Genomic DNA, 13,679 nt, shown 5'->3' on the forward strand with positions numbered 1-13,679 from the left:
TTACAGTCTGTCTGATGCGGCCCATCACCTCCAATGGCCGCATCCGGCCCGCAGTCTACCGCGTGGCGCATGCCACGCATCGGTCCATGCGGTGTGCCGGGCACAACATCCCCCACGATTTCAGGTTCGGGCGCTCGTGGGCGCCCTTGTTTTGTGTCGAAGGAATTTTGGTGCGATGAGCTCTTCTCCCAGCGCGTTTCAAATCTCGGTTCTCCCCAGCGGACGCGCATTTGCCACCCAAGCCTCTGAAGCCATCCTGACCGCCGCCATCCGCAGCGGCGTGGGTCTGCCCTATGGCTGCAAGGACGGCGCCTGCAGCTCCTGCAAGTGCAAGAAGCTCAGTGGCACTGTCGTACACGGCCCGCACAGCGACCGCGCGCTGAGCGCCGAGGAAGAGGCGGCAGGCCTGATCCTGCCGTGCTGCGCCGTGCCGACGAGCGATGTGGTGATCGAATCGCGCCATGTCACCGATGAGAGCGCCTTCCCGGTCAAGAAGATGCCGGTGCGGGTGCAAACGCTCGAACGCCTTTCGCCCGACGTGATCAAGCTGCGCCTGCAGTTGCCTGCGGCGGACACCTTCCGCTACCACGCGGGCCAGTACATCGAATTCCTGCTGGCGGGCGGCGCGCGCCGTGCGTACTCGATGGCCGTGGCTCCGCACCAGCAGGACACTGGCCCCGGGCTGGAGCTGCACATTCGCCACACCCCCGGCGGCCTGTTCACCGACCATGTATTTGGCGCAATGAAAGAGCGCGAGATATTGCGCATCGAAGGCCCGTTTGGCAGCTTCTACCTCAATGAGGACAGCGACAAGCCCATGGTGCTGCTCGCATCGGGCACCGGCTTTGCGCCCATCAAGGCCTTGATCGAGCACCTGCAGCACAAGGGCATCACCCGCCCGGCCGTGCTGTACTGGGGAGGCCGCCGGCCGCAGGATCTGTACATGAGCGAGTGGGTGAACGCCCGCTGCGCCGAAATGCCCAGCCTGCGTTACGTACCCGTGGTATCCAACGCCCTGCCCGAAGATGGCTGGAGCGGCCGCACCGGCTTTGTGCACCAGGCGGTGCTGGACGATTTTGCCGACCTCTCAGGCCACGAGGTGTATGCCTGCGGCGCGCCCATCGTGGTGGACTCGGCCCGCGCAAGCTTTACTGCACAGCGCAGCCTGCCCGATGATGCCTTCCATGCCGACTCCTTTGTCACCGAAGCAGACAAGCAGAACAAGGCCTGATAAAAAAACTATAGCTGCTTATTCATATTTCTATTGATTTTCGAACATAAAATCCACCGAAAACCAATACCAGCAACCGCAAGCAGCTCTCTTTTTTAAACCGCAAACCACTCTTATGCAACGCAGAAACCTTTTGTTGTCGGCCGTGCTGGCCGCATCCACCCTGGCAGCGCCAGGCGCATTTGCAGAACCTGTGATCCGTCTGGTGGTGCCTTACGCCCCCGGCGGCCCGCTGGATGTGACCTCGCGCGTCCTGGCCGAGAGGGTACGGGACCAGTTGGGCACCGTGGTGGTGGACAACAAGGCCGGCGCAGGCGGCAATATCGGGGCCGACATCGTTGCCAAGGCGGCGCCCGATGGGCTGACCATCGGCCTGGCGGCCACAGCTACCCATGCCGTCAATCCCTGGCTCTACAGCAAGATGCCTTTTGACGCCGGCAAGGACTTTGCCGCGATCACGCAGATGGTGCGCGTGCCCAATGTGCTGGTGATGAACGCCCAGCGCGCGCAGAGCCTGGGCATCAACAATGTGGCCGACCTGATCGCCTACGCCAAGAAGAACCCTGGCAAGCTGAACTACGGCAGCGGCGGCAACGGGAGCGCAGGCCATCTGGCAGGCGAGATGATGAAGCGCCAGGCCGGCATTTTCGCCGTGCACGTTCCCTACCGCGGCGCCAACCCCGCGCAGCTGGCCCTCTTGTCAGGCGAAGTGGATTTCAATATCGACAACCTGGCCGCAGCATCGGCCAACATCCACAGCGGCAAGCTCAAGGCGCTGGCTGTCACCAGCCTGCACGAGAGCCCCATGCTTCCGGGCGTGCAGCCACTGGCAAACACGCTCAAGGGCTTCGAGATCGATACCTGGTGGGGCCTGGTGGCACCCGCCGGCACGCCTGCCGAGGTCATCAACCGCCTGAACAAGGCCTTTACCGACGCATTGAAGGACCCTGCCACCAAGACCAAGTTTGCAGGTCTGATGGCGGAACCCGTGCCCACCACGCCTGCGCAGTTTGACAAGTTCATGGCTGCCGAGCGCAACAAGTACGAATCGTTGGTGAAGATGTCCGGCGCCAAGGTGGACTGATAGCCCCGGCCGCCGGTGATGGAGAAGATGGTGGGGGGATGTGGTTATCTACCACTCACCCGTCCATCCAGGACAGGCGCTGCGGGTGCACAGAGAGGGTGGGCATCGAAAATGCCACGCTCTTGCGACACCCCCGGCGCCTTTTTTTCCTGATGCAACCTACGCAGGCAGTGCCCAGACCGGGCCTTCTGCGCGCGCCACGCCCTGCGCCAGGAGCGGTTGCAGTTGCGCATCGCTGACCCATGCAGGCTGCAACTCCTGCAGCGGCGACAGCACAAAGGCGCGCTGCCACATACGCGGGTGCGGCACCTGCAGATCGGGCAGGTTCACCACGGTCTCACGGCTGGCGTACAGCAGCAAATCCAGATCAAGGGTGCGCGGCGCATTGCGATAAGGCCGCTCACGGCCTGCCGTCTGCTCCAGTTGCTGCAGTACCAGGAGCAATGCATGGGCAGGCAGCCGGGTCACCAACTGGGCCACGGCATTGAGATAATCCGGCCCGGCTGAATCCACCGGCTTGCTGGCGTACAGCGACGACACCCGCTCCACCGCCACCCCGGGCATGGCCGCCAGTTGCGCAAGCGCCTGCCGCATCGCCTCCCCGCGATCTCCCAGGTTGGCGCCCAGACCGATCCATGCGCGCACGGAGTGCCCCGCAGCAGGTGCCCAGTCATGATCCGGCTGCTGCTGCGCATGCGCTGCCAGCGGCAATGCAAAATTACTCATGAAAACAAGCTGTAGCGCATACATGGAAAGCGCCACAAGCTATCAATAAAAGAGCAATCACTCACCCGCACCGCTGCTGCCCTGGCCTGCGCCACCGGGCTTGCGGCGACGGCGGCGGCGCTTCTTGGCGGGTGCGTCCAATGCCTCCCCGTCATTCAGCGCCTGCTGGGCCACGGCCTGCAGTGCGCTGGCGTCCAGGCCCTCCACCGGGGCCTTGCCGGCCGGCTTTTTGGTGCCGCGCTTGGCACCTGTGGCGCCCTTTTGTTTGGCACGCTGCTCTTCGCGCACCTGGGCGATCAGGTCTTCCCGACGCGCCTCGTCGGCCTGCTGGAACTCCTGCCACCAGTTGGCCAGCATCTCGTCCACCTCGTCCACATCGGCACGCAGGCGCAGGAAGTCAAAGCCCGCACGGAAACGCACCTGCGCGATCATGCCGAACGGCGTGCTGCCCGTGCGCTTTTCAAAGCGCGGCTGCATCACCCAGATCTCGCGCATGTCGGCGGCCAGCTTGCCGCGCCCCGACACATCGCCAATGCGCAGGTTGAACACCTCGTCAATCGCATCCTGCAGGGCCGGGAACGGGTGTTCGCCCCGATCCAGGCGCGCGTCCCAGCCCGCCTTCACGTCCTGCCACAGCACGCAGGCGAGCAAGAAACTCGGCGCCACGCTCTTGCCTTCGGCCACGCGGCGGTCAGTGTCCATCAGCGCAGCCTGCACAAAGGGCAGGTCGGCCCGATCCACCACCACGTCCAGCAGAGGATAGATGCCCTTGGACAGGCCCAGCTTGCGCAACTGCTCGACCGACGCCAGCGCATGGCCGGTCTGCAGCAGCTTGAGCATCTCGTCGAACATGCGGCTCTGGGGCACCTCCTGCAGCAGCTGCGCACACTCGACCAGCGGCTTGGCCGTCTTGGGGTCGATGGTGAAGCCTTTTTTGCTGAGCTTGGCTGCAAAGCGCACGGCACGGATGATGCGCACCGGGTCCTCGCGGTAGCGCGTGGTCGGATCGCCGATCATGCGCAGCACCAGCTTTTGCGCGTCGCGGATGCCCTTGTGGTAGTCCACCACGATCTGCGTCTGCGGGTCGTAGTACATGGCGTTGACGGTGAAGTCGCGGCGCGCCGCATCTTCGTTCTGCGGGCCCCATACGTTGTCGCGCAGTACGCGGCCGCTTTCATCCACGGCCAGCTTCATGCCGGCAAGAGCGGCCTTGCTGGTTTTTTCATTGCCCTGCACCTGCTCGGCCTTGGAGCTGTCGAGGAAGGCACGGAAAGTGGTGACTTCGATGACTTCGTTCTCGCGGCCGCGGCCGTAGACCACGTGCACGATGCGAAAGCGCCGCCCAATGATGAAGGCGCGGCGGAACAGGTTCTTGACCTGCTCGGGCGTAGCGTTGGTTGCCACGTCAAAATCCTTGGGACGCAGGCCCAGGAGCAGATCGCGCACGGCGCCACCGACGATGTAGGCCTCGAACCCGGCTTCCTTCAAGGTGCTGCAGACATCGACGGCGCGCCGGTCGACCAGCTTGGGATCGATATGGTGTACCTCGACAGGCACTTCCTCGCGCTTGCCGAATGGGTTCTTGGCCTTGCCGGCGGCAGCACTCTTGCCCAGCAGTTTGTCAATGATGTTCTTGATCATGCGTGGGGCTCCAGCAAATCCAGAATGCGCCAGCCGCGCTCGGCAGCCAGCTTGCGCAGGCGTTCATCGGGGTTGGTCGCGATGGGGGTGTTGACCTTTTCCAGCAGCGGCACATCGTTCATCGAATCGCTGTAGAACGTGCTGTCCACCGTGTTCCAGGTGAGGCCTCGCTCTGCCAGCCAGTCATCCATGCGGGAGACCTTGCCCGCGCGCATCGTGGGCACGCCTGCAATTTCGCCGGTGATCCAGCCCGAGGCATCGCGCTCCAGATTGACGGCCAGCAAATGCTCCACGCCCAGTGCCTTGGCAATCGGGCGGGTCACGAATTCGTTGGTGGCGGTAACGATCACGATGGTGTCACCTGCATCGCGGTGCTGCTGCAGCAACGCGCGCGCCGCTGGCTGGATGTGAGGCTCGATCACCTCACGCATGAACACGGTGTGGGCGGCATCTGCCGCATCGCGGCCCAGCCTGCGGATGGCCTCGGTTGCAAAGCGCACGTATTCGTGAATGTCGAGCGTGCCTTTCTGGTAGTCGGCAAAGAATGCGGCATTGCGGCTGCCGAACTCCTCCTTGTCGCACCAGCCTTTGCGCAGGGTGAACTCGCCCCACTCGTAGTCGGAATCGAGTGGCAGCAGGGTGTGATCCAGGTCAAAAAGCGCGAGCCGTGGCTTGGCAGCGGCAGTGGTATTCATCAAATCTTCTCGATTCTTCTCGGTTAGGCCTGGAGCCGGCATCACTCCGTCTCCAGCATGTCTTTGAGCAGCGGGATCGTCAAAGCCCGCTTGTTGCGCAACGCAAAATTGTCCAGATGGTCCAGCAGCTGCATCAGGCTGCCCAGGTCGCGCGAAAAACGCTTGAGCATATAGTCCATCACATCGTCCGGCAACGTCAGGCCGCGCTGCTGCGCCTCGTCCTTGAGTACACCACGGCGCTGGTCCTCGGTCAGCAGGTGCAGCTGGTAGATTTCGCCCCAGCCGAGGCGGGTGCGCAAATCGTCGCGCAGCTTCAGGTCCGAAGGCGGCGCATCGCCTGCCGCCAGCACCCAGCGCCGTGCACCCGTTGCCGGGCTGGTGGCATTCACAAACCAGTTGAATGCCGCCGCCTGCTGGACGGAGTTGTAAAAATGCACCTCATCCAGAATCACCGCCGACCAGCGCTCATTGAACGCGCTGGGAAAGCGGGTATTCGCATCCAGCCAGCCCACCGTGGCGCCCTGCTCTCGCAGGGTTTCTGCCACGGCTCGCAGCAGATAGGTTTTGCCCACGCCCATTTCACCCCACAGGTAAGTGGGCACTGGCGAGCGGGGAGTTCCCCACCCGTCACCCACCTGCAGACGCAGATGCTCCAGCGCCGCCTGGTTCGAACCCGGGAAAAACCGCTGCAGGTTGGGCCCAGGGGCCAAGCCCAGATCCAGCGCCATCTGCTTCATGCCAGGCCTCCCGCACAGGTGGCCGCACCGCACGACGCAACAATGCGGGCGCGCAGAACATGGATCAGGGCAGATGGGACACGCATGGGCTGCGTACGGATGGGCAGTAGGTGTTGGTAAATGAGCGACCACTCACATGCAATACAGCCAGACCGGACCGGCCATTGACAGCACGACCCGCAACCTGCACATATGCAATGCATGCAAACCCGTTGATTTTAGACGGACACAGAGCCCTGGCGGCACAAATACCGTATTCATCCCGGCCGGGCACTGCAATCCGAGCCCCGAGACGGTGTTTACGCCCTGCGCCACAGGCATTCAGCCCCCTCGGGTATACGGGGCGGCATAGAATCGCAGCTTGTGGCCAGCCCGCGGCGGTTGTGCTCCGCTTTTTTGCCCTTGTATTGCCTCCATGAGCTCTTCTACTACCTCTACCCCTCTCTCGTACAAAGATGCCGGCGTTGATATCGACGCAGGCGATGCGCTGGTGGAGCGCATCAAGCCACTGGCCAAAAAGACCATGCGCGAAGGCGTGATGGCCGGCATCGGTGGCTTTGGCGCCCTGTTCGAGGTTCCCAAGCGCTACAAGGAGCCCGTGCTCGTCTCCGGCACCGATGGCGTAGGCACCAAGCTCAAGCTCGCCTTCGAATGGAACATGCATGACACCGTGGGCATCGACCTGGTGGCCATGAGCGTGAACGATGTGCTGGTGCAAGGTGCCGAGCCACTGTTCTTCCTGGATTACTTTGCCTGCGGCAAGCTCCATGTCGACACCGCTGCCGCCGTGGTGGGCGGCATCGCCAAGGGCTGCGAGCTGTCGGGCTGCGCGCTGATTGGCGGCGAAACCGCCGAGATGCCCGGCATGTACCCCGACGGCGAATACGACCTGGCAGGCTTTGCCGTGGGTGCCGTCGAGAAAAGCAAGATTCTGACCGGCCAGAACGTGCAGGCAGGCGATGTGGTGCTGGGCCTGGCATCGCACGGCGTGCACTCCAACGGTTTCTCGCTGGTGCGCAAGTGCATCGAACGCGCCGAAAGCCAGGGCAACGTGCCCGCCACGCTGGATGGCAAGCCCTTCAAGCAGGCCATCATGGAGCCTACGCGCCTGTATGTGAAGAACGTGCTGAGCGTGCTGGCCGAGCATCCCATCAAGGCGCTGGCCCATATCACCGGCGGCGGCTTGCTGGAAAACATTCCCCGCGTGCTGCCAGAAGGGCTGGGCGCGCAACTGGTCAAGGGCAGCTGGCCCCAGACGGAGCTGTTTGCCTGGTTGCAGAAGACTGCGGGTATCGACGATATCGAAATGAACCGCACCTTCAACAATGGCATCGGCATGGTGGTGGTGGTGCCCGCCGAGAGCGCCGAAGCCGTCAAGAGCGCCTTTGCCGCACTTGGTGAACAAGTGTGGACGATTGGCAGCATTGGCCCACGCGGCAGCGAAGCAGCTGTCACGGTGCGCTAAGCTCATTCCACCTGCGGGCAACCCACCGGGTTGCCATGCCAGGCAGCGCTGGTCCTGCAGGCCAGCCTGCTTTTTGACCGATTGCCGCCATGCGCCAAGACTCTGCAACACCACCATCCTCCCCTTCGGCGGGCAATCCATCCGCTGGCGGTGTTGCCGATGCGCCGCAACCCTGGCGGCCTCCGCCCGTGCACTGGGGCGTGCGTCTGGCCTCCTACCTGCTGATGGGCTTTGCGCTGCTCATCATCATGCTCAATGGGCTGCTGGTGGGGCTTCTGGCAGCCTGCGTGGGCTACACCTTCACCCAGTTTCTGGTCCGCAAGATTGCCGAGGCAAGCCGCCAGCCTCTGTCGCTGCATGTGCCGCCGGCCCGCTGGATCGAATATGTGGCCGTGACCATCGTGCTCGTGGTGCCGGTTGTTCTGGTCACCCTGGGCCTGATCCATTCGCAGGGCTATCTGCTCAACGCTCCGCAGCAGTACCGTGACATTCTGGAATCCATGGCCAAGACCTTGCTCGACCTGCGCAGCAAGCTGCCGCCTGAACTGGCCAACGTGCTGCCCGATGGCGCGCAGGAGCTGCAACAACGTGCAGCCGAGTACCTGGGCACCAAGGCCGGCACCATCGCAAACATGGGGCGCTCCTGGCTCGCCGGGCTTTTGTATGTCTTTGTCGGCTTGTTGATCGGCTCGCTGGCCGCAGTGCGCCATGGCCGCCTCTCCCACGCACCGCTGGCTCACCAGTTGCAATTGCGGGTGCAACGATTTGGCGATGCCTTCCGCCAGATCGTGGCCGCGCAGTTCTGGATTGCCCTGTTCAACACCGTGCTGACCGCCATTTTCCTGCTCGGCATCCTGCCTCTGCTCGACATGCGCCTGCCCTATAGCGGCGCACTCATCATGCTGACCTTCTTTGGCGGCCTGATTCCCATTGTCGGCAACCTGGTGTGCAACGCCGTCATCACCACCGTCGGCCTGTCGGTATCGCCACTGACGGCGGTGGCATGTCTTGCCTTTCTGGTGCTGATTCATAAGGCCGAATACCTGATCAATGCCAAGGTGGTGGGGGCGAAGACGCATATGGGCGTCTGGGAACTCCTGTCCGTGATGTTCGTGGCCGAAGCCATTTTCGGCCCCGCCGGTCTTGTGGCCGCCCCGCTGTTCTACGCTTACCTGAAGAAAGAGCTGTTTGCCGCGCGTCTGATATAAGCCAACAGCTACTGAATAGATAGCATAACATTCACAAAAAAACGCCTCGGGGAACCGAGGCGTTTTGCTTGAATGCTGGATTGCATGGAGGCCAGCCGCCGGTCAGCAGGCGGCCTGCACAGCGTTGGCGCAGGGACCAGTCTCAGTAGATTTCCGGCACATACATGGACGCCGGCACCGGCTGGCGGCTGTAGTCCGGGTGGCGCACGCGATCTGGCAGCACCACGTTTTCGTGATCCACATCGGTATACGGAATCTGGCTTAGAAAGTGCGCGATGCAGTTGAGGCGCGCCGTCTTCTTGTCATCGGCATGCACGAGCCACCATGGCGCCTCGGGTGTGTGAGTGCGCTCCAGCATCACTTCCTTGGCCTTGGTGTACTCCTCCCAGCGCACGCGGCTTTGCAGATCCATCGGCGAGAGCTTCCACTGCTTGAGCGGATCATGGATACGCCCGAGGAAACGCAGGTGCTGCTCTTCGTCGCTGATCGAAAACCAGTATTTGACAAGGCGTATGCCCGAACGCACCAGCATCTTTTCAAACTCGGGCACCGAGCGGAAGAACTCCTCGTACTGCTCGTTGGTGCAAAAGCCCATGACCTTCTCGACGCCAGCCCGGTTGTACCAGCTGCGGTCGAACAGCACCACCTCGCCTGCGGCAGGCAGATGCGCCACGTAACGCTGAAAATACCACTGTGTGCGCTCGCGGTCATTCGGCGCAGGCAAGGCCGCCACCCGCACCACGCGCGGATTCAGGCGCTGGGTGATGCGCTTGATGACGCCGCCCTTGCCTGCGGCGTCACGCCCCTCGAACAGCACCACCACCTTCTGGCCCGTGTGCTGCACCCAGTCCTGCAGCTTGACGAGCTCGCCCTGCAGCCGCAGCAATTCGCGGAAATATTTGTATTCGTTCTCACTCAGGCTTGCAGCAAAAGGCGCCCCCAGCAGGCCATCCTCCATCTCCAGCTCCAAGGATTCGTCGTAATCGTCCATGACGTCACGTGCAATCTTGTGCATGACATCTTCGGGCGAAATTCCAAAACGGTCTTTCATAGCAACTCTTCCTCAAAAAGTGCCGCTAACACCACCGCCGAACCATCGTCCGCAGACAAGTCCGGCAAAAACCGGCCACGCCAATACACGGCCTGCCATCAGGGCCGCATGGTCTGGCGCCACCTCATTCACCCTGGATTGATTCGGTAGTGCTAACGCCTCAGAGCACTATATTGCCGCCGATGTATGACGAAATAGTGACAAATACATGTCAAACAACTGATGTTTGTTACATGCGTTGTAAATCCAGCAGCGCCGCACGGATCTGGGCGGCATCCTCCGGAACACCGGTCTGGTTGAGGTACTGCTGCAGGTCTTCACGAGCCCGGTCATGCACCCCCAGTTCTGCGTATGCCAGCCCTCGGTCGCGCAACTCCGTCCATTCGGTGGGCTGCAGCAATACCAGACGGTTCTGTACCTCAATCAGCTTGGCCCAGGCCTTGTCGCTGCGGTAGATCTCCTTGAGGTTGGCCAGCATGCGCACGATGATGTCGCGCGAAGTCGCCGCCTGCAGGTAAAGCCCCAGAGGAACATCATCCTCGTCGACACGGTGATACGCCTTTTGCATGGGCTCCAGCATTTCGGCGAGCATGGAACTGGAGAACGATTGCCCCGAGAGCGGATCGAGCACGATCTGCCCTTCCGCAACACTGACCTTGAGCAGGAAGTGGCCCGGAAAACAGATGCCGTGTGCTGGCAGTTGCAACTCGGAGGCCAGCTCCAGCCAGATTACCGCCAAGGACACCGGAATACCACGCCTGCGATGCAGCACCGCGTTGAGGCAGCTGTTGTCGGGGGCGTAGAAATCATTGGGATTGCCCTGAAATCCCCAGTCGGCATAGAAGCGGTGGTTGAGCACCTTGAGGCGCGTGAGGGCGCTGCGGCTGTGGGCGTCACGGCTCTCCCGCAGTTGGCTGAGCAACTGATCCACCTCGTTGACCACCTGCTGGATGTCAAGCTGCGGGTATTCGATACAGGCAATGGCCGCTGCAGCCTCCAGCAGCGGAAAGTTGTCATCGCTTTGTACCAGCGACGCGAAATGCTCCAACGGGGTGGGGATCGAAAAGCTGAAGTCCATATGCATCCCTGCTGCAGCGCTCCGGCAACAACGCTGGTGCAATCACCGCGTTCTGGCGCTTCTGCAGCGCTGCTTGCGCCATAGCTTCAATGTATAGCATCGTGCAGGCACATCCGGGCGACAACTGTCACCAACTGTTGTGAATGTGCCTATGCGTTGCCAGAGGGGTTTCAACGGCGCAGCAGGCTGCGCAGCTTCATGCCCGACAGTGCGAGCACGCCGAAATACAGCACCACCGAGCCCGCCAGCCACAGCACCAGCCAGCCCACACGCTTGAGCCGCTCGCTGCCCAGGGCCACCCAGTCGAAGGAATGCGCGCCCCACAGCAAAAAGATCGTCAGCAGGCCGGCAGCCAACCCCACCCGGACAAAGAAGATCAGCCAACCTGGTTGCGGCTTGAAACTGCCACGGCGCATCAGCCCCACCAGCAGCCACAGCGCATTCACGATCGCCCCCAGGCCAATCGACAGGGCCAGACCTGCGTGCGCAAAGCTGGGTACCAGCACCAGGTTCAGCAACTGGGTGATGACCAGCACGCAGATGGCAATCTTGACCGGCGTGCGAATGTCCTGACTGGCATAGAAACCCGGCGCCAGCACCTTGATGGCCACCATCGCCAGCAGGCCCACACCATAGCCTTGCAAGGCCAGGGCAATCTGCCCGACATCCGATCCCTTGAGCGCGCCGTAGTGAAACAGCACCGCCACCAGGGGCTTGGCAAAGGCCAGCAAGGCTGCAGCGCAAGGTACTGCCAGCAACACCACCATGCGCAACCCCCAGTCCAGCATGGCGCCATAGCGTGCATCATCGCCTGCCGCCTTTGCCGAAGCCAGCTGGGGCGTCAGCACCACGCCCAGCGCCACGCCCAGCAATGCGGTGGGAAACTCCATCAGCCGGTCGGCATAGAACAGCCATGTCACGCTGCCCGTTGCCATGTACGACGCAATCTGCGTGTTGATCATCAGCGATATCTGCGCCACCCCGACACCCAGCAAGGCCGGAGCCATCAGCGTCAGAATGCGGCGCACGCCAGCGTCTGCCCAGGCGGCCTTGATGGCCGATGGCCTGAAGGCAATGCGCGGCACCATGGCGATGCGTCGCAGTGCCGGAAACTGGATGGCCAGTTGCAGCACGCCCCCCAGCATCACCCCTGCCGCCATGGCGTAGATAGGCTCCACGCCGCGCGCACCCAGCCAGGGTGCCAGCAGCAAGGCTGCCACGATCATGCTGACATTGAGCAGCACCGGCGTGAATGCCGGCACCACAAAGCGCTTCCAGGTATTGAGCACGCCTGCGGCCAATGCCACCAGCGACATGAAACCGATGTACGGAAACATCCAGCGCGTCATCAGCACGGCAGCGTCATAGCTGTGTGCGTTCTGGCGCAGGCCGCTGGCCAGCAGCCACACCAGCGCCGGTGCGGCCACGACACCGACCACGCAGGTCACCGCCAGTATCCAGAACAGCACCGTTGCCACGCTCTGCACCAGGGCGCGCGTTCGCTCCTCACCCTCCTTGGCAAGGGTCGTGGCCAGCACCGGCACAAAGGCCTGGCTGAAGGCACCTTCTGCAAACAAGCGCCTGAACAGATTGGGGATGCGGAAAGCCACGTTGAAGGCATCCGTCAGCGCGCTGGCACCGAACATGGTGGCCATCAGCAGATCGCGGGCAAGGCCTGTCACACGCGAGAGCAGTGTGAACAGGGAGACGGTGGAGGCGGCTTTGAACAGAGACACCCGCAAAGTGTAGCCGTGCCCAGCCAGGGGATTGAACTGGCACCTGGATTTCTGTGTAAATTGCCGCTATAATCGCTGGTTCACTGACAACATCCGCAGACTTTTAAGGAAAATCATCATGGCATCCAAGCCAGTCAAGAAGAACCCCCGTTTGGCATCCGGCCGCAAGCGCGCCCGCCAGAACGTCAAGCTGAACGCCGCTAACACCTCGCTGCGTTCGAAGTACCGCACCGCTATCAAGAACGTGGAAAAGGCTGTTGCCGCTGGCGACAAGACCAAGGCCACCGAACTGTTTGCAAAGGCCCAGTCCGTGCTGGATACGATCGCCGACAAGGGCATCTTCCACAAGAACAAGGCCGCTCGCGATAAGAGCCGCATTGCTGCCAAGGTGAAAGCCCTGGCATTGGCCGCCTAATCCATTTAGGCAATCGCACGGGCAGACCTCCTGCCCGCCGTTTGTAAACGGGTGCGCTGTCAGTAGTAAAAAAGCCGTCGCAAGACGGCTTTTTTACGTTCGTACTCACCAAAAATATACGCCAGCGCACGCCAAAAACCGCCTGCATCATCAAAAACAATAGCATTCCGCGCTTCTTCACCCGGTCACTGGATTCCCTCCGCCAGTCTCCCGCACCCAAAAAAGAAGGCCTGAGAATCAGGCCTTGGTAGCGGGAGCCGATGCTGAAGCATCCGGGATCAGACAGGCATCGGTGGTCTGCAGATCGTTGTCGCGGGCGAAATTCATCACGAAGTCCCAGGCCATCGGCTCATGGGCCTGCAACTCGCGCTTGACCACCACGCACTTGGCGCCATTCATCGTGGTGGGAATGCACCAGGGCGAATAGCCCAGATGGCTGCCGGGACGCGCGCCACCCGGACGAAACTGACTCATCACCCCTGCCAGGCGCTCCGCCCAGTCGCTGGGGCGAAATGTCCTTCCACCCTGGGTGATGCCCAAAATGAAAACCTCTTGAGACGACGGAGAAACCATGTGACGGAAACCTCTGATAACGGCCTTCCAGGAGGATCA

Annotated in this window: 13 protein-coding genes; 5 read left to right on the forward strand and 8 right to left on the reverse strand. The window is 62.1% G+C overall.

Annotation, left to right across the window (positions count from 1 at the left end):
* Window positions 1-175: 175 nt before the first annotated feature.
* Together ACH2DG_RS03200 and ACH2DG_RS03205 are read left to right on the forward strand one after the other, a co-directional pair.
* The gene (locus ACH2DG_RS03200; protein WP_395024262.1) at window positions 176-1,231 is read left to right on the forward strand and encodes a CDP-6-deoxy-delta-3,4-glucoseen reductase; all 1,056 of its coding nucleotides are present in this window, start codon (window positions 176-178) and stop codon (window positions 1,229-1,231) included.
* 115 nt (window positions 1,232-1,346) lie between these two features.
* A complete protein-coding gene (locus tag ACH2DG_RS03205) occupies window positions 1,347-2,315 on the forward strand; it encodes a Bug family tripartite tricarboxylate transporter substrate binding protein (RefSeq protein WP_395024263.1) in 969 nt (322 codons plus the stop codon).
* A 159-nt stretch (window positions 2,316-2,474) separates the two neighbouring features.
* Here ACH2DG_RS03205 and folK read toward each other — a convergent pair whose 3' ends face one another.
* Genes folK through hda form a run of 4 tightly spaced genes read right to left on the reverse strand, consistent with a single transcriptional unit; the run spans window position 2,475 to window position 6,114 of the window.
* The gene (folK, locus tag ACH2DG_RS03210; RefSeq protein ID WP_395024264.1) at window positions 2,475-3,041 is read right to left on the reverse strand and encodes a 2-amino-4-hydroxy-6-hydroxymethyldihydropteridine diphosphokinase; all 567 of its coding nucleotides are present in this window, start codon (window positions 3,039-3,041) and stop codon (window positions 2,475-2,477) included.
* Window positions 3,042-3,098: 57 nt separating this feature from the next.
* The gene (pcnB, locus tag ACH2DG_RS03215; protein ID WP_395024265.1) at window positions 3,099-4,682 is read right to left on the reverse strand and encodes a polynucleotide adenylyltransferase PcnB; all 1,584 of its coding nucleotides are present in this window, start codon (window positions 4,680-4,682) and stop codon (window positions 3,099-3,101) included.
* Window positions 4,679-5,377, reverse strand: coding sequence for an HAD family hydrolase (locus ACH2DG_RS03220; protein ID WP_395024266.1), 699 nt, complete (start codon window positions 5,375-5,377; stop codon window positions 4,679-4,681). Before ACH2DG_RS03220 ends, pcnB begins: the two co-directional genes overlap by 4 nt.
* A gap of 41 nt (window positions 5,378-5,418) precedes the next feature.
* Window positions 5,419-6,114 (reverse strand): DnaA regulatory inactivator Hda, encoded by a 696-nt coding sequence (gene hda, locus ACH2DG_RS03225; RefSeq protein ID WP_395024267.1) that lies wholly within the window; start codon window positions 6,112-6,114, stop codon window positions 5,419-5,421.
* Window positions 6,115-6,529: 415 nt separating this feature from the next.
* Between hda and purM the strand changes: the two genes are divergently transcribed.
* Together purM and ACH2DG_RS03235 are read left to right on the forward strand one after the other, a co-directional pair.
* Window positions 6,530-7,579, forward strand: coding sequence for a phosphoribosylformylglycinamidine cyclo-ligase (purM, locus tag ACH2DG_RS03230; RefSeq protein WP_395024268.1), 1,050 nt, complete (start codon window positions 6,530-6,532; stop codon window positions 7,577-7,579).
* Window positions 7,580-7,668: 89 nt separating this feature from the next.
* Window positions 7,669-8,787, forward strand: coding sequence for an AI-2E family transporter (locus ACH2DG_RS03235; RefSeq protein ID WP_395024269.1), 1,119 nt, complete (start codon window positions 7,669-7,671; stop codon window positions 8,785-8,787).
* 142 nt (window positions 8,788-8,929) lie between these two features.
* Here the strand turns inward: ACH2DG_RS03235 and ppk2 are convergent, their stop codons facing one another.
* From ppk2 to murJ, 3 genes are all read right to left on the reverse strand, one after another.
* Entirely contained in the window at window positions 8,930-9,838 is a 909-nt protein-coding gene (gene ppk2 / locus ACH2DG_RS03240; RefSeq protein WP_395024270.1) for a polyphosphate kinase 2, read from the reverse strand.
* 229 nt (window positions 9,839-10,067) lie between these two features.
* Window positions 10,068-10,916, reverse strand: coding sequence for a SirB1 family protein (locus ACH2DG_RS03245; RefSeq protein ID WP_395024271.1), 849 nt, complete (start codon window positions 10,914-10,916; stop codon window positions 10,068-10,070).
* Between the two features lie 170 nt (window positions 10,917-11,086).
* Entirely contained in the window at window positions 11,087-12,652 is a 1,566-nt protein-coding gene (gene murJ / locus ACH2DG_RS03250; protein ID WP_395024272.1) for a murein biosynthesis integral membrane protein MurJ, read from the reverse strand.
* A gap of 118 nt (window positions 12,653-12,770) precedes the next feature.
* Here murJ and rpsT point away from each other — a divergent pair, with 118 nt between their 5' ends.
* A complete protein-coding gene (gene rpsT / locus ACH2DG_RS03255) occupies window positions 12,771-13,067 on the forward strand; it encodes a 30S ribosomal protein S20 (protein ID WP_221451995.1) in 297 nt (98 codons plus the stop codon).
* Window positions 13,068-13,304: 237 nt separating this feature from the next.
* Here the strand turns inward: rpsT and ACH2DG_RS03260 are convergent, their stop codons facing one another.
* The gene (locus ACH2DG_RS03260; protein WP_224151748.1) at window positions 13,305-13,640 is read right to left on the reverse strand and encodes a DUF3579 domain-containing protein; all 336 of its coding nucleotides are present in this window, start codon (window positions 13,638-13,640) and stop codon (window positions 13,305-13,307) included.
* Between the last annotated feature and the right edge of the window lie 39 nt (window positions 13,641-13,679).

This window comes from Comamonas odontotermitis (assembly GCF_040396735.1).
GTDB classification, from domain to species: domain Bacteria; phylum Pseudomonadota; class Gammaproteobacteria; order Burkholderiales; family Burkholderiaceae_C; genus Comamonas; species Comamonas odontotermitis_C.